The 22,351-nt window shown below is 56.6% G+C and carries 19 protein-coding genes and 1 riboswitch; of the genes, 7 read left to right on the top strand and 12 right to left on the bottom strand.

Annotation, left to right across the window (positions count from 1 at the left end; translation table 11 throughout):
* Positions 1 to 18 precede the first annotated feature (18 nt).
* Positions 19 to 1,137 (top strand): hypothetical protein, encoded by a 1,119-nt coding sequence (locus P8S54_RS04435; RefSeq protein WP_281443376.1) that lies wholly within the window; start codon positions 19 to 21, stop codon positions 1,135 to 1,137.
* Here the strand turns inward: P8S54_RS04435 and atzF are convergent.
* From atzF to epmB, 8 genes are all read right to left on the bottom strand, one after another.
* A complete protein-coding gene (atzF, locus tag P8S54_RS04430) occupies positions 1,134 to 2,951 on the bottom strand; it encodes an allophanate hydrolase (RefSeq protein WP_281443375.1) in 1,818 nt (605 codons plus the stop codon). The two genes, P8S54_RS04435 and atzF, sit on opposite strands and share 4 nt — an antisense overlap.
* 41 nt (positions 2,952 to 2,992) lie before the next feature.
* Positions 2,993 to 6,619: an urea carboxylase gene (uca, locus tag P8S54_RS04425; RefSeq protein WP_281443374.1), complete on the bottom strand. Its 3,627-nt coding sequence runs from the start codon at positions 6,617 to 6,619 to the stop codon at positions 2,993 to 2,995.
* A 75-nt stretch (positions 6,620 to 6,694) separates the two neighbouring features.
* The gene (locus P8S54_RS04420; protein WP_281443373.1) at positions 6,695 to 7,333 is read right to left on the bottom strand and encodes an urea amidolyase associated protein UAAP2; all 639 of its coding nucleotides are present in this window, start codon (positions 7,331 to 7,333) and stop codon (positions 6,695 to 6,697) included.
* A gap of 12 nt (positions 7,334 to 7,345) precedes the next feature.
* Complete coding sequence (locus P8S54_RS04415; RefSeq protein WP_281443372.1) at positions 7,346 to 8,083, bottom strand: urea amidolyase associated protein UAAP1; 738 nt, start codon at positions 8,081 to 8,083, stop codon at positions 7,346 to 7,348.
* The gene (locus P8S54_RS04410; RefSeq protein ID WP_281443371.1) at positions 8,080 to 8,874 is read right to left on the bottom strand and encodes an ABC transporter ATP-binding protein; all 795 of its coding nucleotides are present in this window, start codon (positions 8,872 to 8,874) and stop codon (positions 8,080 to 8,082) included. The genes P8S54_RS04415 and P8S54_RS04410 overlap by 4 nt, the downstream gene beginning before the upstream one ends.
* Positions 8,871 to 9,698 (bottom strand): ABC transporter permease subunit, encoded by an 828-nt coding sequence (locus P8S54_RS04405; protein ID WP_281443370.1) that lies wholly within the window; start codon positions 9,696 to 9,698, stop codon positions 8,871 to 8,873. Before P8S54_RS04405 ends, P8S54_RS04410 begins: the two co-directional genes overlap by 4 nt.
* A gap of 57 nt (positions 9,699 to 9,755) precedes the next feature.
* A complete protein-coding gene (locus P8S54_RS04400) occupies positions 9,756 to 10,844 on the bottom strand; it encodes a putative urea ABC transporter substrate-binding protein (RefSeq protein WP_281443369.1) in 1,089 nt (362 codons plus the stop codon).
* A 57-nt stretch (positions 10,845 to 10,901) separates the two neighbouring features.
* Positions 10,902 to 11,021: riboswitch (guanidine-I (ykkC/yxkD leader) on the bottom strand.
* Between the two features lie 237 nt (positions 11,022 to 11,258).
* Positions 11,259 to 12,281, bottom strand: a complete 1,023-nt coding sequence (gene epmB / locus P8S54_RS04395) for an EF-P beta-lysylation protein EpmB (protein ID WP_281443368.1) — start codon at positions 12,279 to 12,281, stop codon at positions 11,259 to 11,261.
* A gap of 151 nt (positions 12,282 to 12,432) precedes the next feature.
* Between epmB and efp the strand changes: the two genes are divergently transcribed.
* Together efp and epmA are read left to right on the top strand one after the other, a co-directional pair.
* Positions 12,433 to 12,999, top strand: a complete 567-nt coding sequence (gene efp, locus P8S54_RS04390) for an elongation factor P (protein WP_009099922.1) — start codon at positions 12,433 to 12,435, stop codon at positions 12,997 to 12,999.
* Positions 13,000 to 13,099: 100 nt separating this feature from the next.
* Positions 13,100 to 14,080, top strand: a complete 981-nt coding sequence (gene epmA / locus P8S54_RS04385; RefSeq protein WP_281443367.1) for an EF-P lysine aminoacylase EpmA — start codon at positions 13,100 to 13,102, stop codon at positions 14,078 to 14,080.
* 3 nt (positions 14,081 to 14,083) lie between these two features.
* Here epmA and asd read toward each other — a convergent pair whose 3' ends face one another.
* The 3 genes from asd to rsgA form a co-directional block, all read right to left on the bottom strand.
* Positions 14,084 to 14,917 (bottom strand): archaetidylserine decarboxylase, encoded by an 834-nt coding sequence (gene asd, locus P8S54_RS04380; protein ID WP_281443366.1) that lies wholly within the window; start codon positions 14,915 to 14,917, stop codon positions 14,084 to 14,086.
* Positions 14,918 to 14,927: 10 nt separating this feature from the next.
* Positions 14,928 to 15,770 carry a sulfurtransferase gene (locus P8S54_RS04375; RefSeq protein WP_281443365.1) on the bottom strand — a complete coding sequence of 281 codons (843 nt, stop codon included), beginning with the start codon at positions 15,768 to 15,770 and terminating at the stop codon, positions 14,928 to 14,930.
* Between the two features lie 64 nt (positions 15,771 to 15,834).
* Positions 15,835 to 16,854 (bottom strand): small ribosomal subunit biogenesis GTPase RsgA, encoded by a 1,020-nt coding sequence (gene rsgA / locus P8S54_RS04370; RefSeq protein ID WP_281443364.1) that lies wholly within the window; start codon positions 16,852 to 16,854, stop codon positions 15,835 to 15,837.
* Between the two features lie 146 nt (positions 16,855 to 17,000).
* Between rsgA and orn the strand changes: the two genes are divergently transcribed.
* Positions 17,001 to 17,594, top strand: a complete 594-nt coding sequence (orn, locus tag P8S54_RS04365; RefSeq protein WP_281443363.1) for an oligoribonuclease — start codon at positions 17,001 to 17,003, stop codon at positions 17,592 to 17,594.
* Between the two features lie 5 nt (positions 17,595 to 17,599).
* Here orn and queG read toward each other — a convergent pair whose 3' ends face one another.
* Positions 17,600 to 18,712 carry a tRNA epoxyqueuosine(34) reductase QueG gene (gene queG, locus P8S54_RS04360; RefSeq protein ID WP_281443362.1) on the bottom strand — a complete coding sequence of 371 codons (1,113 nt, stop codon included), beginning with the start codon at positions 18,710 to 18,712 and terminating at the stop codon, positions 17,600 to 17,602.
* Between the two features lie 140 nt (positions 18,713 to 18,852).
* On the opposite strand from queG, the gene P8S54_RS04355 reads away from it, so the two are divergent.
* Genes P8S54_RS04355 through P8S54_RS04345 form a run of 3 tightly spaced genes read left to right on the top strand, consistent with a single transcriptional unit; the run spans position 18,853 to position 22,324 of the window.
* On the top strand, positions 18,853 to 20,346 hold the full coding sequence (locus P8S54_RS04355) for an NAD(P)H-hydrate dehydratase (protein WP_281443361.1): 1,494 nt from the start codon (positions 18,853 to 18,855) through the stop codon (positions 20,344 to 20,346).
* Positions 20,347 to 20,357: 11 nt separating this feature from the next.
* Positions 20,358 to 20,855, top strand: a complete 498-nt coding sequence (gene tsaE, locus P8S54_RS04350; protein ID WP_281443360.1) for a tRNA (adenosine(37)-N6)-threonylcarbamoyltransferase complex ATPase subunit type 1 TsaE — start codon at positions 20,358 to 20,360, stop codon at positions 20,853 to 20,855.
* A complete protein-coding gene (locus P8S54_RS04345) occupies positions 20,846 to 22,324 on the top strand; it encodes an N-acetylmuramoyl-L-alanine amidase (protein ID WP_281443359.1) in 1,479 nt (492 codons plus the stop codon). The genes tsaE and P8S54_RS04345 overlap by 10 nt, the downstream gene beginning before the upstream one ends.
* The last annotated feature ends 27 nt before the right edge of the window (positions 22,325 to 22,351 follow it).

Raw genomic sequence — 22,351 nt, 5'->3', positions numbered from 1 at the left:
TAAGTGGGGTGGCTAATAATGCGGCCATGGCAGCTCATCGTGTTAACCGCGATTTTGATCGCAGGGCTGCTATCGGCTGTCGCTTCTCATGAGCTTTTTGATTCTCGTCTGGTGCGCTTGGAAGTGCAGCGCGCACTTCCAGCGCTAGCGCCCACCCTTGAACAAGAGTCGCCAGAGATCAATGCGCTGTTTCTCAGTTATACCGCCGACCAGGCGCTGTGGATGAGTGCTTCGCTGGCGCTTATGCGCCACGGCGATATAGCGCGAAGTGCCCTAATCGACTACGGGCTTTCTCCTCAGTTTCAGGATGTACTCGTGCGCTATGGCGCGGATGCAGTACTGCCTATCAGCTACTTCCGTGATCACGATATCGCCACCCTGCGCGCCCAGCACTGGGTCGGCGAGCGCTATCAGCAGGTGCGCCGCTGGTGGAGCGATGCAGAAGAAGAGGAGGGCGCTGAGTTCACGCCTTACCGCCGCGGCCAGATGGGGATTGCGCTGTTGGATGCCAATGGCCATGCGCTGCTAAATCAGTTTGTGGTAGGTGACGAGGGTAACGTGGAGTGGCTGCAAGGCGAACGGGTGGTGTCGGGCGTGGGAGATTTCTTTACCAGTGGTTTACGCGACCTGGAGAGCCAGTGGCGGCGCGGTGAGGCAATAGGCGCAAGTGACCTTGGCTGGGCCGGCGTTGACATATTAGTCATGGCCAGCACGATCAAAGTGTTAAAGGCGGGTCGAACTGCCCGCGCCGCACGGGTAGGAAGTGTTGACGCCCAGGGTGCACGTGCAGGGCTGCGGCAAGGCATTGTCGCCTCCGGAGGGCGGTTCGCCACGCTGCCGCGCATGGCCAAGGTGGCAGCGGTGGCGACCACGGCCTATGTAGTCGTTCGCCACCCAAGCTTGGTGAGCGCACTAGGGACTAATCTATCAAAATGGCTAGGCTGGCCGGTATGGCTGGGCCAGTTTCTCATCTGGCTGATCGTATTATTGCCGGTACTGATCATTACGCGCTTTTTCTATCGCTGGCTGCTCACGCCGTTCCTGTGGTTATTGCTACCCCTAGCACGGCTGTGCTTAAAGGCTGCCCACCGCGGTTCGGTTAAGCAGCCGCTGAGCGCATCTGAAGGGCGGCGTTAAGAAGAACGCTTTAACCACGCTCGCCAGCTTCCAAACTCAGTAATATCCTCCGCGTTACCCCCTTCATTGAGCGCACCCGCCGTGCAGATAAAACCGCATTTCCAGCTACCGTCGGCAAGCTCTACTTGGCCTAAACCGAGCGGGGCGGGGATGCCTGCTAAAAAGCTGCCCAGGGTTTCGATGGGCAGGCGCCATACTTCCACCTCAATCGCTTGGCCGTTTTCATCGCGCACCATGGCCGGGCGCTTGGGTGGCCCGCCAGCCAGAGCAAACAGCTTATAGCACGGCGCGCTTTGGGTGGTGCTCACCAATACGCCACCCCGCTGGGTGAGCTGATGGTTAAGCGGCAGGCCATTTAGATGCGCACCGCACACGACTAGCTCCATGCTGCCATCTTGGGAAGAAACGGGGAGTTCCGCTAAGGGCGAGTGTGGTATACCCGTTGCGCCTAATGGCAGCATCAGTCGCGCTTCCAAGGCACGAGCAAGTGACAGCAACGTTAGGTCAGCAAATACCGGCCCAAAGAGCGTGATGCCTACCGGCAAGTCCCGCTCACTAAAGCCTACCGGCACGGCCAGGGCGCTGTAGTCGAGCAGATTCATAAAGTTGGTCCAAGTGCCCAAGCGTGAGTTAACGCCGATAGGATCCGCCGCCACCTCGGCCTTGCTGGGGTGGGTAACCGTGGTAGGCGTTAGCATCACATCGACTTGGCTGATGAGTGCGTCGGACTGACGCTTATACTCGGCGAGCTTATAACGCGCATCAAAGGCGTCTACCGCCAGCGGCGTTGCGCCTCCCTGAGTGATTTGGAAAGTGACGGGATGCACCGCATCTGGGTGGCTCTCCATTAATTCACGAATCACATGGTAGCGTTCGGCCACCCACGGGCCTTCATAAAGCAAGCGTGCTGCTGCTAGTAACGGCGAACAATCTAGCTCAACTTTTTCGCCGCCCAGGGCTTCCAGCTCAGCAATTGCATGGTGCATGCCTTGAGTATACGCCGTATCGGTTTGCCACTGGGATTCCAGTGGTACCCCAAAGCGAAACGTAGCGGGCGCTTTTCCGTAGCGTTGGCCGTGTATCGCAAAATCATGCTGGCGCGACCAAGCACATTGGTCATCGTAGGCAACGGTAACATTTAGCACTTTGGCACTATCGTCAGCGGTCAGCGCAAACAGGCTAATGGTATCCAGTGTGGCGCAGGCGGGTACCACGCCCCGGGAGCTAAGCAGCCCCAGGCTGGGCTTCACGCCATATAAGTTATGAAAGCATGCAGGCACACGGCCGGAGCCCGCAGTATCGGTGCCCAGCGCAAAGCTGACCATGCCAGCGGCTGTCACCACCGCAGAGCCGCTGCTGGAACCGCCGGGCACCAGCGTTGGGTCGAAGGCATTGGCTGGGGTGCCATAAACGTCCAGCGCTCGCTCACCGACCAACCCCGTCGCAAACTGATCCAGGTTGGTTTTGCCCATGGGAATCGCGCCCGCATCGATCAACTGCTGCACTACAAAGGCGTTTTCCGAGGGCGTGTAAGCATAGGCCGGGCTGCCCGCAGTGGTGGGAATCCCTGCGAGGTCAATATTATCTTTCAGCGCAAAGGGAATGCCGTAAAGCGGCAGGGTTTCCGGCGACTCGCCTTCCAGGCGCTGCAAATAGGGTTCCAGCTGTTCACGCGTCAAGCGTGTGATCCAGGCGGGTTCTTTGCCGTGGGTTTCGGCTTGCGCCAATAGCTCGTCGATTAACGCAGCAGGGGTGAACTCGCCCTGCTGATAGGCGGTTTGCAGGCTTGAAATATCTAAAGCGCGTTGCATCATCTTGGATTCCTTATTTATCAGCATTTGAAGAGTGGCTAACGTCACTTCATGTTAGTTGCATTGGCGAGCACCACCACGGGCTGACCGGGAGCAATCGATGCCCCTTCTGAAAGTGGCAGGCGAACCACATGACCATCACAGTGGGCGGTAATCTCAACTTCCATTTTCATCGACTCCACCAGCGCCACTGGCTGGCCAGCCGTTACCGGGTCACCTTCTTCCACCAGTAACTTCCACAGGCTGCCGGTGACGGGACTTTCGATGCCTAGCTCGCCTTCATTGAGCGCTGTGACTTCGGTGGCTTCCGGCGCTTGATCCTCAAAGGTGAACTGACCGTTGGCCCGCCAGGCCGCCATTTCCGCCTGGAAAGCGGCTTCGCGCTTGGTGCGGAAAGCGTCAATGGCGGCGGCGTTCTTATCAATCTCGGCTTGGTAGTCCGCCAAGCGAAAGCGAGTGGTTTCGATGGGTAAGTCATATCGACCGTGGGGGAAGTCGCGGCGTATTTGCTCAAGTTCTTCATGGCTGACGTTATGAAAGCGCAACTGATCAAAAAAGCGCAGCAGCCAGGGGTTCTCAAAATGTGCGGTGGTGCGGTAGCGGTTCCACATTTGCAGCGTGCGACCGACAAACTGGTAGCCACCGGGGCCTTCCATGCCGTAAACGCACAGGTAAGCGCCGCCAATGCCCACGGAGTTTTCCGCTGTCCAGGTGCGGGCGGGGTTGTATTTAGTGGTGACCAAGCGCTGACGCGGGTCCAGCGGCGTGGCGACAGGGGCGCCTAGATAAACGTCGCCTAGTCCCATGACCAGATAGCGGGCATTGAAAACGATATCGCGCACTTGCTGTTCGCTTTCAAGCGCATTAATACGGCGAATAAAGTCCAGGTTGCTGGGGCACCAGGGTGCATCGGGGCGCACGCTGCGCTGGTATTTATCGATGGCTTCCTGGCAGGCGGGGTCGTCCCAAGAGAGCGGTAGATGCACCACACGTGATTCGACTTCCAGTGATTCCACATCGATCAGCGCCTGCTCGGCTTTTTGCAGATGCACCAGAAGCGCATCAAGGCTCAGTTCTCGTGGCTCGTAATGAACCTGAAGCGAGCGAATGCCTGGGGTTAATTCCCGCAATCCTGGGAGTGAATGTTCTCGCAGCCAGAGCATCCAGGCGTGTACCCGAAAGCGTAGTGCGATATCCAGCTCCATCGCGCCAAATTCGATCAGCAGAAAATCATCTCCCGCACGCCGATACACAATTCGCTCACCGGCCTGCTCAGCGGCTACTTTGCGCAGGATGGGGGTGTCGCGTTCTGGCTGAATCTCTTCGAGGGGCACCGCTTTGAGAGTATCCAACTGGTCAAGTTGGCGCTCTTCCAGGGCACGGGCGGTGGCAAGGCTAACCGGCACAAAGCGTATCTTATCGCCCGCAGCGAGCTGCCCGAGCTTCCAGCGCTCGGCGCGCACCACGGTGGCGGGGCAGACAAAGCCGCCTAGCGAAGGGCCGTCGGGGCCGAGAATCACCGGCATATCGCCGGTAAAGTCGATAGTGCCGAAGGCGTAGGCGTTATCGTGGATATTAGAGGGGTGCAGCCCCGCCTCGCCTCCGTCGGCGCGTGCCCACTCGGGGCGGGGGCCAATCAGCCGCACGCCGGTGCGGCTGGAGTTGTAGTGGACTTCCCACTCGTGGTCAAAAAAACGCTGGATATCGTTATCGGTAAAAAAGTCTGGCGCGCCGTGAGGGCCGTAAAGCACGGCCACTTGCCAGGTCTTGCCGCTGTCTTGATGGCCGAAGGTGGGTATTAAGGCATCGTCCAACTGAGCGGGTGAAGTAGCCGCAAGCGTGGGTAAATTGAGCATATCGCCGCTTCTCAGTGCGCGACCGCCGTGACCGCCAAACTGGCCTAGGGTGAAGGTGCTGCGAGATCCTAAATATCGCGGACACTCGATGCCACCGCGCACCAATAGATAAGCGCGAGCACCCGCCGCGGCCTTGCCCAGGCTAAGGGTAGCGCCCGCAGGAATATCGATGACCTGCCAAAAAGCCACCGCTTCGCCATCCAGCGTGGCGGGCAGTTCGGCACCCGTCAGCGCGATTTGGGTGGCGCGGTGAAAGCGCAGCGTCGGGCCAGTCAGGGTGATCTCAAACCCAGCGGCATCGGTGGAGTTACTCAGCAGGCGGTTGCCCAGGCGGAATGACCAGTCGTCAAAAGGCCCGGAAGGCGGTACACCCACGTCCCAGTGGCCCTGGCGGCCGGGGTAATCCTGGATCGTCGTCATTGTGCCAGGGGCGATCACCTCGATGGCAGGCGGTGCCCACGCCAATGTGGTCAGCCAATGCGTATCCAGATCGGCGACGCGAAAGCGCTCGGCGCGCAGTACATGGGCAAGCCAGCTGCGGTTGGTGGTGATGCCATAAACACTGGCAGTATCAAGCGTTGCAGCTAACTGCTCAATAGCAGCGTCGCGGCTGTCGGCGTGAGCGATGACTTTGGCTAGCATGGGGTCGAACAGCGCTGAGATCTCCAGCCCGGCTTCTATGGCGTGGTCGATACGCAGGCCGTCAGCCTGGGGGAAATCAACTTCTGTCAGCAGGCCTGCGCTGGGGCGAAAATCGTGGGCGGGGTCTTCGGCGTAGAGGCGCGCTTGAACCGCATGGCCGCTGGGAGCGAGATCTTTGGTAAGTGACTCAAGGCTAGGAAGTTCACCCGCGCCTAGCTTGACCATCCACTCTACAATATCAACCCCATACACCATTTCGGTGACGCCGTGCTCGACCTGGAGACGTGTGTTCACTTCGAGAAAGTAGAACGCCTCGCGTTCGGTGTCATAAATAAACTCAACGGTACCAGCGCTGCGGTAGTTAACCGCTTTGCCCAGCTGAACGGCCGTTTTGTGCAGCGCCTGGCGAATGTCTTCCGACAGATTAGGGGCTGGGCACTCTTCAAGCACTTTTTGGTGGCGGCGCTGGGTGGAGCAGTCGCGTTCGCCGAGCGCCACCACGTTGCCTTGGCCGTCGCCAAATAGCTGCACTTCCAAGTGGCGGGCGCGGGCAATATAGGCCTCCAGAAACACGCCGCCATCGCCGAAGTTGCGCTCACCCAGGCCTTTTACCGAGTCAAAGGCACGCTCAAGCTCAGCGGGCGTTTGGCATACCTGCATGCCGATGCCGCCACCACCGGCGGTGGATTTGAGCATGACCGGGTAGCCGATTTGCTCGGCGCTGGTGAGCGCTTCATCAACGCTGGCGAGTAGTTCAGAACCAGGTACTAGCGGTACGCCCGCCTGCTTGGCGAGGGAGCGGGCTTCGTGTTTCAGGCCAAACTGCTGAATCTGTTCGACGGTGGGGCCTAAAAAGGTTAGCCCGGCAGCGTCGCAGGCAGCGATAAAACGGGTATTTTCAGACAAGAAGCCGTAGCCGGGGTGGACCGCCTGGGCACCGCTTTGTTTGGCAATGGTGATCAGCTTGTCGATATTGAGGTAGGTATCGCTGGCACCGCCTTCACCTAGCGGATAGGCCTCATCGGCTTGGTGAACATAGGGGGCGTCGCGATCCGCATCGGCGTAAACCACCACGCTGCCCACGCCGAGGGCTTTAAGCGTGCGTAAAATACGGGCGGCAATGGCACCGCGATTGGCAATCAGGACTTTGCTAAACGTTTTGTTGATGGACATGGCACTGCCTGCAAACTAAGGCGGGTCGTCCCGCAGGTTGCTTGGCCTTCTAGGGTCGTCCCTAGGGCGAATCGATTATTCCCAAACCAATAGCTCGATAGGCGTGGGGTTGTAGCCGTTGCAGGGGTTGTTGAGCTGGGGGCAGTTGGAGACCAGCACGATCACATCCATCTCGGCGACCATCTCCACGTATTTGTCTGGCGCTGAAATGCCGTCCTCAAACGTCAGTCCGCCGTCGGCGGTGACCGGCACGTTCATAAAGAAGTTGATGTTGTGGGTGATATCGCGCTTGGTCAGACCAAACTCTGGAAAGTTGGCAATCGCCTGCATCCAGTTATCCCGGCAAGAGTGCATATGGCGCTTTTCCAGGTCGTAGCGCACGGTGTTGCTTTCGCTGGCGCAGGCGCCGCCTAGGGTGTCGTGACGGCCGCAGGTGTCGGCGGTAATCGTTAGCATGGCGCGGCCTTCGCTAGACATCAGCGTGGTGCCTGCAGTGAGGTAAACCGCGCCCTGTTCGCGTACCGTATCCATAGCGCTGTAGCGCTCGGCGGTATCGTCGGCGCTGAAGAAAAGTGTGTCAGCGGCTTGGTTGCCTTCTAGATCGAGAATGCGCAGGGTTTGGCCGCGCTTGACGGTGCCGATGTAGTGATCGCCTGCGTTGACCGTGGTGCGGCTCACGGCGTTTTCGGGGCGTAGGGTGCTTTCAATAATCATCTGGCGTCTCCCTTATAAGCCGAGGTGGTAGAGGCGATTGTTGGCAAAGCCACGGGCATTTTCAGGCCGTGAGCGATAGCAGGGGTCGTCTTCTGTCACTGGCTCGGCGGTGCCTAGGGCGATATCCACGCCCCGGCGGGGGTAGTCAGCACTGGGGTCGAGGGGATGTGGGCAGGTGTGCAGCAGCACGAGTGTGTCCATCTCAAAGCGCAGCGTGACGCTTTGGCCAGGCTGGCAGTGGCCCGAGACATAGCGCAGCTTGCCGTCGTCGTTGCTCTCAACGCGGGAAAACAGGTTGAGATTGGCGGCCATATCACGGCGGCCCAGGCCGTACTTGGCAAGTTCAACCAGAAAGGCGTCGAAGCCGGTGAGCGTCCAATCGTTGTGGGCCTGTTGATAGCTGACCGGCTGCCAGCCCTTCTTCAGCAGATGATGGGGCATGAGATTGCCGCCAACGCTATCGTGCCAGCCCAGGTCGTCATGAGTGATAGAAGCAAAAATGCGGCCCATGTCCGAGTAGAGGCAGTGCCCCTGAGTGAGCTTAAAGGTGTGCTGGCACTTTAAGGTGTCAGGCAGGTTTAAGCGTTCCAACAGGTTTTCAGGGTTATAGAAGAGCATCCCCACGTTGCTATCGACTTCTTTAGCGGTCAGGGTGAGCGTGGTGCCGCGGCGCAGGCGCAGCGACCAGTGATGCCCGCCAGGTAAATGGGTGGTGTAAGCGGGTTGGCGATTCATAACAGCGTCTGTCATAGCAGCGTCTCCTGGGTGTGAGTTTTCAAGCCGCCTTGGCTAAGCGCTTCTTTGAGTGCTGTTGATGGGCGATCTCGGGAGATAGGCAGGTCATAGGTGATCGTGGCCCCAAACGCTTCTGGTGCCTGCGGGTCGTGGCGGGTTTTATCAAAGACCCATAGCCGTGTACCCAGCTCAAAGGCTTCTTTTAGGTCGTGGGTGATCATAAAAATCGTCAACTGCTGCTCTTGCCACAGGCGATTGATCAGCACGTGCATGTCCTGGCGAATGCCTGGGTCTAGGGCACCAAAAGGCTCGTCGAGTAGCAAAATACGCGGCTGCATCATTAGCGCTTGTGCAATGGCTAGGCGCTGCTGCATACCGCCGGAAAGCTCATGGGGGTATTTGTTAAGCGCATGGCTAAGGCCCACTTCATAAATCCGAGCGCGGGCTTTTTCTATCGCGTGTCGCTTGGCAGTCCCAACGCTTTTGCCCAATAGTTTTGAGCTATGTAACTCATCGGCAATCATCACGTTACCGAGCACGGTTAAGTGGGGGAATACGGAGTACTTCTGAAATACCACGCCGCGATCCGGCCCCGGCTCATTGGGAATGGGCTGATCATCTAGGGTTAAGCTGCCGCGTGAGATGGCTTCGGTGCCTAATAGCATTTTCAGAAAGGTGGTTTTACCGCAGCCGGAAGCACCCACTAGGGTGACAAACTCTCCAGGCTCAACGCTAAAATTCAGGTTTTCGAGCACCACATGGTTACCGTAGTGCTTCTCTAATAGTTTGGCCGCCAGCAGGCTCATGACTTATCTCCTTCGCCTGAGTGGTACCAGGGGAATGCCAGTCGAGAAATCCAGGCCAACAGCTGGTCAAGCAGGAACGCCAGCAGAGTGATCCAAGCCACATAGGGCAGAATGACGTCCATAGAGAGGTAGCGGCGTACCAAGAAAATGCGATAGCCCAACCCTTCCTGGGCGGCAATCGCTTCTGCGGCGATCAAAAAAAGCCACGCGGTACCGAGTGCCAAGCGGGTGGCGTTTAGTAGCCGTGGGGTAAGCTGGGGCAGCAACACTCTTAACAGCACTTGCCAGGAACTGGCTCCTAGGGTTTGTGCTTTGATCAACTGCTCATCGGGCAGCCGTAAGGCATGGCCTTGCAGGTCGCGAATCAGAAAGGGCGTTACGCCAATCACAATCAGCGCAATTTTAGCGGCTTCGCCGGTGCCAAAAGCGATAAATAGAATTGGCAGTATCGCCATGGGCGGAATCAGTGAGGCGACGGTCACCAATGGCGAGAGTTTGGCGCGAATAAGCGGAATACCACCGTTTAGAATGCCCACCACCAAGCCAATCAAGGCACTAATGCCTACCCCAATCACAATACGCTCTAGGCTTGCGAAGGTGTCGGTCCACAGTACAATCTGCCCGGTGCGCACGTTTTCTGCGGTAGCCAAGTGGTAAAAAGAGCTTGCCATGGTAGAGGGCGTTGGAAGTAGGCGATCGTTGGGGTTTTCCGCCAGCCTTGCGTTGGAGAGGCTCATGTAGAGCATCGCCAGCAGCAGAAATGGCAGCAGCCCCAAAAGCCAGCGGCCGCCCCGCGAGGGCGTAAGGTTGATTAATCGCTTCATGGCGGTGTCCACAGATAAGAGTGGGGGAGCGGCGAACTACCGCTCCCATACAAGGTGTTACTGGGCGTCGAGGTAAGCTTTGGTAAAGCTTGGGTCGAAGCGCAGTTGCACATTGCTCTCATCGCCAAAGACACCGCTTGGCGTTTCTATGCCCACAACACCTGCATTGGGTGCCATATCGCCTAGCAGGCCGTGGGTAAAGCTGAACTCGGCAACTCGCTCCATGGTGGTCAGCAGGTCTGGGCTTTCCATTAGCGCAATGGCTTCTGCCGGGTCGGTATAAAGGTAAGTAGCCTCTAATTGCTCAAGATAGCCCTCTAGGTGGGTGCCTGCAGCGTCGGCCATAATGGTGAGGGCGTTTTCGTCGTTAGCGTCGACTAATCCCATCACTTCGTACCAAGCACCCACCAGGGCGTGGCCAAGCGCAGGGTTATCTGCCAGTGTTTGGGTGTTGACTACCATCAGGTCGAGGATTTCACCGGGGATTTCTGCAGAGGTGTAGACCACGTTGGCATCTGGCATGTCGGCGATGGCGCTTAGCTGTGGGTTCCAAGCGGTGACGGCTTCCGTGCTGCTACTGGAAAACAGGCCAACTATATCCGCATCGGACGTATTGACCGTTTCAACATCACGCTCTGTTAGGCCAACGCTTTCAAGGCCTCGTGCCAATAAGTAGTGAGAAACGCTAAATTGCACAAGATTGACGCGACGGCCTTCGATGTCAGCAAGCGTGTCGCTGTCTTTTAGAACGATGCCATCGTTACCGTTGGAGTAGTCGCCAACGATGAGAGCGGTGGAGTCAACACCACTCGCGGCGGGAATGGTGAGGGCGTCCATGTTGGTCATGGCGCAGCCATCAACGTTGCCTGAGGTAAACTGATTGATCGACTCAACGTAGTCATTGACCTGCACCACATCGATGCTAATACCGTATTCGTCGGCCCACTTATCGACGATGCCTTCCACATCGGCATAGGCCCAAGGCATCCAGCCGGCATAAATCGACCAACAAACGCTAAAGGTATCACGCTCTTGAGCATGTGCTTGAGGGGAGGTAAATGTGCCCGCGAGCGACGATGCCAGCAGGGCAGCAGAAAGTGGGGCGAGCAGCAGACGTTTTGAAGGAGTGCGAGTAGAGCGAGTCATGGGAGCCTCCAGCGGCTAAAAAAAACTCAAGGGGCATCGGCGCATCACTGTGCCTTATCCTCCCGGGCTTTTATCCCGCCGTGTAACCTTGTGGCTCACAAGGTCGATCGCTCTCGGACCAGTCACACTCATCAGGGGCGTATCGTTGATGGTGTCGGAACCCTAGCGTTCTATTGGAAACTCTATTGTGCGGCAGCGTTAGCGGCCAATACCCCGTGTGTTACCTGTTTATACATAGCAAGATATTGGCCGATAGATAAAAAATACATATTTTACATGTGGTTATATTTTTTTATTCAGAATGGGCAGGCGACTGGATGAGCGTTCCATAGTCTTAAGCTGCTTTATATTGGTGCGTAGACGGCTCCGGTGCACCGCCATGAAACATGAGTGTGGACAACCCGTTCGTTACACTTACAGAGGCGTCTTACTGGCCTTGCCAGGTACTTCTCTGACCAGCCGGGGCATCAGGAATCCGGGTAAGTGGTCGAGCAGCTGCTTTACCAGTGCTTGTGCGTCTTCGTCGGGAACATCAAAGTGGGCTGCGCCTTGCACGGGATCAAACACATGCAAATAGTAGGGCAGTACCCCAGCTTCAAACAGCCGCTCGGAGAGAGTTGCCAGGGTTGGCACGTTGTCGTTAACGCTTTTGAGCAGCACGCTTTGGTTAAGCAGTGTCACGCCTGCGTGTTTTAGGCGGGCGCAAGCATCGACCACAGGTTGGTCAATTTCATTGGCGTGGTTAATATGCAGTACCACCACTTTTTGTAAGCGAGTCGCCGCGAGCCAGCCAAGCAGGGCATCATCCACACGGTCGGGTATAACCACCGGTAAGCGTGTATGGATGCGCAGCCGTTTTAGGTGTGGGATGCTTTCGAGTTGTGCCACTAGCCACGCCAGTTGACGATCGCTGGCGGCCAGTGGATCGCCGCCAGAGAGAATCGCCTCGTGGATGGAGGCGTCGTTGCGGATATAGTCGAGGGCCTCCTGCCACTGGGCGCGTGAAGGCGCGTTGTCGCTATAAGGGAAGTGACGCCTGAAGCAGTAGCGGCAGTTGATAGCACAGTTAGGGCTTGCAATAAGCAGCACACGGCCAGCGTATTTGTGAATAAGCCCTTTGGCTGGTCGGTGTTCGGCCTCTTCTAGCGGATCTAATACGTAGCCCTTTGGTGTTAGGGTTTCATCGCTAACAGGCAGCACTTGGAGCAGTAGTGGGTCTGCCGGATTATTTGGCTCGATACGTGCCAGGTATGCTTCAGGGACGCAGATATCAAACAGCGCGTGCCCAGCAGAAGCGCCGGGCAACCACTGGCTGTTCAAACCAAGGCGTTTGCAAAGCGCATTTGGGTCGCGGATCGCTTGGGAAAGCTGCTGCTGCCATGAAAGAGATACCTGGGCAGGCGTCTGCTTAGCGGCAATAATGATGTTCTCCTGCAAAAAAGCCCTCCTTCGGGTTATCATGCGCGCACTTATTTAACGACGCCATTTGCAACGCTGCTGGCACATAAGCAAGCTGACGGCGGCATAGTGTGGCTTCGCGCACCACCTGTTGAAACAAATAACTGAAATGGATAATTGAGAGACATTTATGGCGAACTATTCTACCAACGAATTCAAGGCCGGTCTGAAAGTAATGCTCGACGGAGATCCTTGCTCAATCGTTGAAAACGAACTGGTCAAGCCGGGCAAGGGCCAGGCGTTTAACCGCGTTAAGCTGCGTAACCTGATGACAGGCCGTGTGGGTGAGAAGACGTTCAAATCTGGTGATTCGCTGGAAGGCGCTGACGTCATGGATTTGGAGATGGAGTATCTCTACAACGATGGAGATATGTGGCACTTCATGAAGACTGATGGCTCGTTTGAGCAGTATGCAGTAGAGAAAAAAGCGCTAGGCGATACCATCAAGTGGCTGAAAGAGCAGGTGCCCTACACGATTACGCTGTGGAATGACAAAGCGATTTCCGTTACGCCGCCTAACTTTATTGAACTAGAAGTCGTTGAGACTGATCCTGGTTTGAAAGGTGATACAGCACAAGGCGGTTCTAAGCCTGCGACGCTTTCATCCGGTGCTGTGGTTCGTGTCCCTCTGTTTATCAACCAGGGTGAAGTATTAAAGATTGATACGCGTTCTGGTGACTACGTGTCTCGAGCATAAACACCGCTTTAGGGCACGGCGGTCAGTTAGCCGGGAAGCATCTGTTTTATAAAGCCACGCGATGAGTCATGCGTGGCTTTATTACGCTGAGGATACTTAAATGAGAGCTAACTGGCAGCCAACAGCGACGATTGAAACACTGCACGAGCGTGCTCGCTTAATAGCTATTGTGCGGGCCTTTTTTGCCCAGAGAGGCGTGCTGGAAGTGGAGACGCCGATCTTAGGGCAGGGGGGCAGCACAGATGTGCACCTAGCGTCGCTTTCTACGTTAGCGCGCACCGATAAGGGCCAGCGCAAGCTGTGGCTGCAAACCTCTCCAGAGTTTCATATGAAGCGACTTTTGGCGGCAGGAAGTGGGCCAATCTTTCAGCTTGCCAAGAGCTTCCGTAATGGGGAGGTGGGGGCGCGGCATAATATCGAATTTACCATGCTGGAGTGGTACCGCCCTGCATTTACGCTGGCGCAGCTGATTGATGAGACCACCACGCTGGTTGCCAATGTGCTACCAAGCTTTGCAGGTCCGGTGGTGCGTTATCGCTATCGGGAACTTTTTCATACGTACTTAGCAGTGGATCCATTTACTACCTCGCTAGAGACCTTGCGGACCTTGGCTGCAGAGCGTGGTCATATGTCTGCTCAAACGCTAGCAAAAGAGGGGCGTGATACCTGCCTGGATCTATTGATGAGCATGGTGATTGAGCCGCAGCTAGGTCAACAGGAGCTAAGTGTTGTGCTTGATTACCCGGCTAGCCAAGCGGCGCTGGCACGCCGACATCAGGATGCCGACGGCGAGTGGGTCGCCTCCCGTTTTGAGCTTTACTTAAACGGTGTTGAGCTGGCAAATGGCTATGATGAGCTGATTGATGCTGAAGAGCAGCGCCAGCGATTTGACGAAGATAACGCGGAACGGCGTAAATTGGGCCTGCCAGAAGTAGATGTGGATGAGCGACTGCTGGCCGCACTTGAACGTGGTATGCCAGAAAGCGCGGGTGTGGCGCTGGGGATTGACCGTTTGATTCAGCTGGCAATGGGCAAAGCACGCCTGGAAGACGTGCTCGCATTTTCAACGCCTAACTGTTAGCCATTAAGGTGAACCCAGGTGTTGCCCCATTTCTACTTTGGCGCCGAGCGGGTTGTTGTCAAAGTTGATGGGTTTGGCAAAGCACATAACCACGGTAGAGCCGAGCTTGAAGCGGCCCATTTCAGCACCTCTTTCCAGCACAATAGGCTGCCCAAACTGCATGCGCTGGGGGTGACCAGAAAGTGGTGTTACTTGGCCCGACCAAACGGTTTCAATAGCGGCGACAATCATCGCGCCAACCAGCACCATGGCCATGGGGCCATTTTCGGTATCAAAAATACATACCAAACGTTCGTTACGGGCAAACAAGCCTGGCACGTAGTTGGCCGTTGCTTGATTCACTGAAAAAAGCCTCCCCGGCACGTAGATCATCTCCCTCAACGTCCCGGTAACCGGCATATGCACCCGGTGGTAGTCGCTAGGTGAGAGATAAACGGTGGCGAAGCTCCCGCCCATAAACTCCTCCGCCAGCGCGCTGTCGCCGCCTAGCAGGGTTTGTGCAGAGAAGGTGTGCCCTTTAGCCTGAACCAGCTGGCCTGCGGTTAAGTGGCCGTACTGGGAAAGCGTGCCATCGGCTGGGCTTAGCAGGCCTTCGCCCAGTGGGCGGGCATCTGCCTTTAAGGCGCGGGTAAAAAAGTCGTTAAAGGTAGCGTAGGCTGTCGGGTCTGGCTCCAGCGCTTGGCTCATGTCCACTTTAAAGCGTTTGATAAACGCCTTAATCAGGGGGTCTTTTACCCAGGGATTATCGCACTGGGCGAACCTGCCGGTCAGGCGCGAAAGCGCGTGGTGGGGCAATGGGTATTGGAGTAGCGAAAAGGCTTTTTGGGAAAATGTCACAGTATTATCTTCACTTCTCAATCGGTGTATCGTCGCGGTTGCCCCATTCACCCCAGGAGCCCGCGTAGCCACGAATGTTGAAGCCTAGCGCCTTACCCACCAGCCACGTAAAGCTACTGCGGTGGTGGCTCTGGCAGTGGGTAGCAACTTCCATATCGGGTGTCAGTCCCATGGCTTGTAGCTCCGTGATCAGCTCGGCGTAATCGCGAATACGCAACGCGCGGTTGTGGTCCATGGCGTTAACCCAGTCCATATTTACCGCGCCCGGGATATGGCCAAGGTGCTTGTTATTGCCTTTCTCGCCGTCGTACTCCGCTTTGGAGCGAGCATCCCACACCGCGAACTGTTTATCATCCAGCTTCTGTTTGATTTCATCACAGGTGATCAGCGCGAGCGGATTAAGCATCTCGGCGTGGTAGCTGCTTGGCGTGGGAGCGGCTGACTCAGTGCTCTCTTTTAAACCGGAGTCTCGCCAAGCGTGAATGCCGCCATTTAAATAGGAGTAGCGGGTGTGGCCAATCAGCTCTAGCGTCCACAGCAAACGTGCCGCCCAGCCACCGCCTTCATCATCGTAAGCGACCACGTGGGTATCACGGGTGAGACCCAGCGCGCTAAATAACTGTGAAAGAAACTCAGTGCTGGGCACATCGTTGGGTACTGGCCCTTCGCCGCGCATTAGATAGCGAAAATCTAGGTAAATAGCGCCGGGCACGTGGCCCTGGCGATAGCTATCGCCGTTCGCTGGTACGTCGATGATCAATAGTTGTTCGTCGCCCAGATGCTCATGCAGTTGCTCTGGCTCAACAATTAACGGCAGTACATTGGTTTCCGATGAGTGACTGACGGTGCTCATGTACGGCTCCCTGTCCTTGAACTTAAGGCATTAAAATTTAAGGCGATAGCGCTAAGCGTTAGCGTTAAGCGTTCAGACTATCGAGAATACGTCGGTAGCTAGCAAAGCGTTCTGGATGAATCTTGCCTGCCTCAACGGCTTCAAGTAAAGCGCAACCCGGCTCATTTCGGTGGCGGCAATCACGGAAGCGGCAGTGGCCAATATACGGATGAAATTCAATAAACCCGTCGGTGACCTCCTGCTCGTTAAGATGAATCAATCCAAATTCACGAATCCCAGGGGAGTCGATTAGCTCGCCGTCGCTCACCTCATCACTGCGCATGGCGTAGAGCCTGGCTGTGGTGGTGGTGTGCGTGCCTTTACGCGAGTCTTCCGACAGCGCGCCGATGCGCAGGGTTTCATCGGGAAGCAGGAGGTCGATAAGCGATGACTTGCCGACACCGCTTTGCCCAACAAATACCGACGTACGCCCTTCCAGCTGCTGGCGCAGCGCTTCAAGGCCGGCATCGTTGGCAATAGTGGTTCGCACTACCGGGTAGCCTAGGTTGCGATAGCGCTCCAACAGCTTACCTAGCTCACCGCCATCTTCAGGCAGCAGGTCGGTTTTGTTAAGCACTAACACTGGCGCAATACCCGTCGCCTCGGCGGCGACCAAGTAGCGATCAATTAGATTGGGGTGGGGGGCTGGCTCAACGGCAAATACAATCAGCAGCTGGTCGATATTAGCCGCCACGGGTTTAAGCTGGCCGCGAGGATCAGGGCGTTTAAGCACACTGTCGCGCTCTTCTCGTGCTACCACCACGCCGGAGCCATCCTGGCCTGCCCGCCAAATCACTCGGTCACCGGTCACTAAACCATCTAAATTGGCGCGCAGATGACAGCGAATGGGCGTGCCGTCGGCATCGCGCACTTCTAGCGTGCGGCCAAAGTGTGCCATTACCCGGCCCGGCTGTTCGGCACCGTATTCGCCAGCGGCAAGTTTCTCTGCGTCCTTTACATCGCGCTTTTCTGCACGCTGGGCACGTTCCGCCTGGACTTTATCGACTCGCCACTGCTGCTGGCGACTTAATTTACGTTTGCTCATGACCACCCGATGCTCGGTACAATAGGGGCATTGTACCCACCTGGGCACTCGACTGTCCTGTATAGGGTGCTGGTGACGACAATATAAGCGACACTTTTACTCAAATCGCCTTATCGAGTGGCGATACCGGCCAAGGAATGAACGTAATGAGCAAGCAACTTGCTGACAGTGTCACACCCCGTGATGACTTATTGGTGTGGATTGATTTGGAAATGACCGGCCTGGACCCTAACAAAGAGCGCATCATCGAGGTGGCGACGCTCATTACCGACGCGGATTTAAACGTGGTGGCGGAAGGGCCGGTGATTGCGGTGAAACAGCCTGATAGCCTGCTGGCACAAATGGATGACTGGAACCAGAAAACCCACGGCGAGTCTGGCTTAGTCGCCCGTGTCAAAGCAAGTCAGGTGGAAACAGCCGAAGCCGAGCAGCAAACCCTAGCGTTTTTGCAGCAGTACGCGGTGGCGGGGTCGTCGCCGATGTGTGGTAACAGCATTCACCAGGACCGTCGTTTTCTGGAACGCGAAATGCCTGCGCTGCTCGATTTCTTTCACTACCGCAACCTGGACGTTTCGACGCTAAAAGAGTTAGCAAAACGCTGGAATCCTGGTGCTTTGGTAGGCTTTAAAAAGCAAAACGTGCATTTAGCCATGGATGATATTAAAGAGTCGATTGCTGAACTGGCCCACTACCGGAGTACATTTTTACGCGTTGACTCTGGAAATGATGAAGAAGAGTAAGGCGGTTAATAAGCCTCACTGGTAATGCGCGCATTGCGCTTGAGGTGCTGCTCTTCAAGAGCCCAGGTGACGTGCTCACGCACGAGTTCGCTTGGATAGGCCCTACGCGCCCATAGGGCGGCTTCCACGGCCTCGCTCCAGGGCGCGTTGCCCAGGCCAACGGCGATATTGCGCAGCCAGCGCTCATATCCAATGCGTCTGATGGGGCTGCCCGCCGTTTTGTCTAAAAACTCCTCTTCGCCCCAGGCGAAGAGGCTGCAAAGGTCGGCACGATCCAGGTCATGGCGCGGCGCAAAGTCAGCCTCCTGGGTCGTGCGGGTAAAGCGAGTAAAAGGGCAAACCAGTTGGCAGTCGTCGCAGCCGTAAACGCGGTTACCCATGGCGCGGCGAAATTCAAGTGGGATCGCGCCGTGTAGCTCGATAGTGAGGTAGGAAATACATTTGCGCGAGTCGACCACTTTATCGTCAACGATGGCGCCCGTTGGGCAAGCCGTGCGGCAAGCACTGCAGCTCCCGCAGTGCTCCTGTTCAAACGGTGCGTCTACCGGTAGCGGCAGATCGGTGTAGAGCTCACCTAAAAAAAATAGCGAGCCCGCTTTCGGGTTGAGCAGCATGGCATTTTTGCCAAACCAGCCCAGTCCGGCCTTTTGTGCTAATGCACGCTCCATGACTGGCGCTGAGTCCACAAACGCCCGGTAGCCGAAGTCGCCGACTTCCTGCTCGATTTTTTTTGCCAATTGGGCTAAGCGTTTACGCATTAATTTGTGATAATCGCGGCCAAGGGCGTAGCGGGAGACATAGGCTCGCTGAGGTTGGCCAAGCACCTTAGCGCTTTCAACCTCGGCAGGCAGGTAATCCATACGTACGCTGACCACGCGGCGGGTGCCTGGCTCTAACTCTTCTGGGCGCGTGCGTTTAGTGCCATGCTTTTGCATAAAGCCCATTTCGCCGTGATAGCCCTGCTCAAGCCAGCTATTAAGATGGGCCTCGTGGGCGGCAAGCTGGGTATCAGTAATGCCTACCTGCTGAAAACCGAGTTCTCGTCCCCAGGTTTTGATTAGGTTGGCAAGACGCAGCAGCTCATTACTAGATAATGCAAAGGTGGTGGAGCTTGGCATGGTAAGTCAACGTTGGCGCGTTAAGCGCGCTATGCTACCGCATTAGTTGCCATCGCAAAATGTCGACGAAACATCTACGCCGTAACACTGTGATATTGCCGTTTATCGGCTAGCCCCATTACCAGATTCAAGGAGAGATCGTGCCCACGTTAAGTACTTCTTCGCTTCGCCCCCTTTATAAAGCGGCTCAAGTGCGTGAGCTCGATCGCCGGACGATTGCAGGGGGGATTGAAAGCTTTGCCCTGATGCAGCGGGCTGCCTCTAGTGCATGGCACAGTTTTCGTTCTCGCTGGCCCCAGGCGCGCAGCGTAACGGTACTGTGTGGCAGTGGTAATAATGGTGGTGATGGCCACGTGCTAGCGGCTCTAGCGATGCAGGCGGGGTTAAAGGTGCAGCGCATCACTCTTAAGCCTCTGCACGCATTAAAAGAGGATGCCGCCCGGGCGGCAGAGCTTGCGACTGCTGCAGGCGTGGGCTGCGAGGAGTGGCAGGCGGCTACCGCGCTGGTAGGCGAAGTCATTGTTGATGCGCTTCTTGGTACTGGGCTCGCAGGAGATGTGGAAGGTGACATGCGCCGCGCTATCGTGGCGATCAATGCTGCCCATCAACCGGTGCTGGCGTTAGATATTCCATCGGGTATCGCTGCCGATAGCGGGGCCGTGCTGGGGCTGGCGGTTGAGGCTTCCTGCACGGTTACGTTTATTGGCGATAAAATCGGCTTACACACTGGCGATGCCCCTGCCTATACCGGCGATATTGACTTCCGCCCGTTAGGGGTGAAAGCCCAGGTGTTTTTTGACATTCCGCCGACTGCTTGGCGGTTAGACGACTCGCTGCTGCAGGAAACGTTTACGCCGCGTTCTCGAACCAGCCATAAGGGTAGCTTGGGGCATGTGCTGGTGATGGGGGGCGCTCCGGGATTTGGAGGAGCGGCCTTGCTTGCTGCCCATGCGGCGGCGCGTTTAGGCGCTGGTAAGGTCAGTTTAGCAACCTCTCCTGACCATATAACGGCGAGCTTAGTGCGTTGCCCGGAAGTAATGGCTCATGCTGTACGCGGCGCCGCGGAGGCCAGTGAACTGCCTGCACAGGCCGATGTTGTGGTGGTAGGCCCAGGGTTAGGGCAGGGGGCGTGGGGTCAGGCAGTGCTACAATGCGCTCTCCAGTCACAGGCACCGCTTGTTGTTGATGCCGACGCACTTAATCTGCTGGCTAGTCATTGGCCGGATCTGCGCCGCGATGACTGGATCTTAACCCCTCACCCTGGCGAAGCCGCGCGGCTGCTGGGTTGCACGGTGGCAGACGTTCAGTCAGACCGGCCCGCTGCAGCGCAGGCACTTCAACGCGCACGGGGTGGCGTTGTTATATTAAAAGGCGCGGGTAGCTTAGTGGCTGGGCCAACGGGCCTAGTCGTTTGTCCTTACGGCAATCCCGGCATGGCCAGCGGTGGCATGGGCGATGTGCTGAGTGGCATGCTAGGCACATTGGTGGCCCAGTGCAGTAGTCGTGAGCAAGCTGCGTGGTTGGGAGTAATGACCCATGCATTGGCAGGAGACGAAGCTGCAAAAGCAGAGGGGGAGCGTGGCCTACTAGCGAGTGATCTGGCATCCTATGCACGAGCGTTAATCAACCCGTGAAGGCGTCCAACATGCAAGTGCAATTGAAAGATGAAGTGACCCACGTTGCCTTCGGAGAGGCGTTGGGACTGGCGCTAAAAGGCCACGGGCGTGTTTATTTAGAGGGCGACTTAGGCGCTGGAAAAACCACATTAACACGGGGGGTGTTGAGGGCTTACGGCTATCAAGGAGCGGTGAAAAGCCCAACTTACACCCTGGTTGAGCCTTATGAGCTAGTCGAGCAGCGTATTTATCACCTGGATTTATACCGCCTCTCTGACCCTGAAGAGCTTGAGTTTATTGGTGGTCGAGATGTACTGGCCGACGACGCGCTCTGTCTTATCGAGTGGCCAAGCCGCGGTGAAGGTTGGTTGCCTGCGGCAGATTTACGCATTGAGCTTAGCGTCGCAGGCCAAGGGCGACGGGCGCTGTTGACGGCAGGCAGTACCTTCGGTGAGAGCGTTGTGGAAGCCCTTGCCAAGCAAGCAGATAACATGCAACAGGAGCATGGTGTGACTCAATGGATATGAACGGCACGCTAAAGCACCTGGCTCGCATATTCTTAGCTGGGTGTTTAGCCCTCACAGCAAGCGTTTCATCGTTACAAGCGGCAACGGTTGAAAGTATGCGGCTATGGTCAGCCCCTGATCATGCGCGCCTGGTGTTTGACCTTTCTGCAGCGGCCACTGCCAATGTTTTCTCGCTGGATAACCCTGCGCGCCTGGTGATCGATCTTGACGAGAGTCGAATGGACACCGACGCCTCCACCTTGCCACTGGACGGCAGCGCTATTGATGCTGTCCGTACTGGAACCCGAGACGGCGGTGGCCTGCGGGTTGTGTTGGAGCTTAACCGTGAAATATCGCCGCGCCATTTTACGCTTCCCCCTAATGATCAGTACGGCCATCGCTTGGTGGTCGACCTTGAGTACCCGGGTGAGAGTGCGGTAGAAAATCCCATTGACCCTATTGAGGCGATGATCCGCGATCAAGAGATAATGGCCCAGCGCGCTAATGTACAGGCGGATGCGCAGGTGCCCGTTAGCCAAGCAGCGCCGCCCGCTGAGCAGCGTCCAGCGGAAGTTCAGCCAGCCCAGGCGCACCCGCAGCGCGATATTATCATTGCCATTGATCCAGGGCACGGTGGTGAAGACCCAGGCGCAATTGGCCCTGCAGGCACCCGAGAAAAAGATGTCGTGCTGGAGATATCTCGGCGCTTAGCGGCAGAGATAAATAGTGCCACTGGCTTTAAAGCGGTGTTGATTCGCGATGGTGATTACTATCTAGGGCTTCGTCAGCGCACGCAGCTTGCCAGGGACCAGAAGGCTGACTTTTTTGTCTCTATTCATGCTGATGCCTTTACCAGCCCACGCCCCCAGGGCAGCTCGGTGTATGCGCTTTCTCAGCGGGGTGCATCGTCAGAAACTGCTCAGTGGTTGGCCGATAGCGAAAACCGTGCAGATTTAATCGGCGGTGTTGATGGCAATCTTTCCCTGCGCGATAAAGACCAGGTACTGCGCGGAGTGCTGCTTGACCTCACCATGACCGCCACATTAAACGACTCGCTCTCTATTGGGGGGCAGGTGCTAGAGCAACTGGGGCGCGTTAATCGTTTGCATAAGTCGCGAGTCGAGCAAGCGGGCTTTATGGTGCTTAAGTCACCGGATATTCCTTCTTTGCTGATCGAGGTTGGATTTATTTCTAATCCCGATGAAGAGCGACGTCTTCGTGACCCAGTGCATCAGCAGGGGCTATCCACTGCTATCTTTAAGGGCATGCGCGAGCATTTCGAACGCAACCCGCCTCCGGCAAGCCTGCTGGCCTGGCAGCGTGACAACCATCGCCGACCCAGTGGTAATGAGTATCGAATCCAGTCGGGGGATACGTTATCGGCGATTGCAATTCGCCATGGAGTGCCCGTTAACCAGCTCCGGCAGGCCAACGACCTAAATGGCGATGTGATTCGTGTTGGCCAAGTGCTACGCATTCCTAGTTCATGATGATGAGTTTCTGAGGTGCCGGTTGAC

It is taken from the genome of Halomonas sp. M1 (genome assembly GCF_029581375.1).
Classification (GTDB): domain Bacteria; phylum Pseudomonadota; class Gammaproteobacteria; order Pseudomonadales; family Halomonadaceae; genus Vreelandella.
Note: the sequence above shows the minus strand (reverse complement) of the source record. Positions and strands in the feature narration are given on the sequence as shown.

What these genes read in the sequence shown, in the direction of transcription:
- tsaE (WP_281443360.1), top strand. Translation starts at nt 20,358, where the DNA reads ATGCAAGTGCAATTGAAAGATGAAGTGACCCACGTTGCCTTCGGAGAG.
- P8S54_RS04400 (WP_281443369.1), bottom strand. Translation starts at nt 10,844, where the DNA reads ATGACTCGCTCTACTCGCACTCCTTCAAAACGTCTGCTGCTCGCCCCA.
- efp (WP_009099922.1), top strand. Translation starts at nt 12,433, where the DNA reads ATGGCGAACTATTCTACCAACGAATTCAAGGCCGGTCTGAAAGTAATG.
- queG (WP_281443362.1), bottom strand. Translation starts at nt 18,712, where the DNA reads ATGCCAAGCTCCACCACCTTTGCATTATCTAGTAATGAGCTGCTGCGT.
- rsgA (WP_281443364.1), bottom strand. Translation starts at nt 16,854, where the DNA reads ATGAGCAAACGTAAATTAAGTCGCCAGCAGCAGTGGCGAGTCGATAAA.
- P8S54_RS04375 (WP_281443365.1), bottom strand. Translation starts at nt 15,770, where the DNA reads ATGAGCACCGTCAGTCACTCATCGGAAACCAATGTACTGCCGTTAATT.
- uca (WP_281443374.1), bottom strand. Translation starts at nt 6,619, where the DNA reads ATGTCCATCAACAAAACGTTTAGCAAAGTCCTGATTGCCAATCGCGGT.
- epmA (WP_281443367.1), top strand. Translation starts at nt 13,100, where the DNA reads ATGAGAGCTAACTGGCAGCCAACAGCGACGATTGAAACACTGCACGAG.
- P8S54_RS04405 (WP_281443370.1), bottom strand. Translation starts at nt 9,698, where the DNA reads ATGAAGCGATTAATCAACCTTACGCCCTCGCGGGGCGGCCGCTGGCTT.
- P8S54_RS04435 (WP_281443376.1), top strand. Translation starts at nt 19, where the DNA reads ATGCGGCCATGGCAGCTCATCGTGTTAACCGCGATTTTGATCGCAGGG.
- atzF (WP_281443375.1), bottom strand. Translation starts at nt 2,951, where the DNA reads ATGATGCAACGCGCTTTAGATATTTCAAGCCTGCAAACCGCCTATCAG.
- P8S54_RS04420 (WP_281443373.1), bottom strand. Translation starts at nt 7,333, where the DNA reads ATGATTATTGAAAGCACCCTACGCCCCGAAAACGCCGTGAGCCGCACC.
- orn (WP_281443363.1), top strand. Translation starts at nt 17,001, where the DNA reads ATGAGCAAGCAACTTGCTGACAGTGTCACACCCCGTGATGACTTATTG.
- P8S54_RS04410 (WP_281443371.1), bottom strand. Translation starts at nt 8,874, where the DNA reads ATGAGCCTGCTGGCGGCCAAACTATTAGAGAAGCACTACGGTAACCAT.
- P8S54_RS04345 (WP_281443359.1), top strand. Translation starts at nt 20,846, where the DNA reads ATGGATATGAACGGCACGCTAAAGCACCTGGCTCGCATATTCTTAGCT.
- P8S54_RS04415 (WP_281443372.1), bottom strand. Translation starts at nt 8,083, where the DNA reads ATGACAGACGCTGTTATGAATCGCCAACCCGCTTACACCACCCATTTA.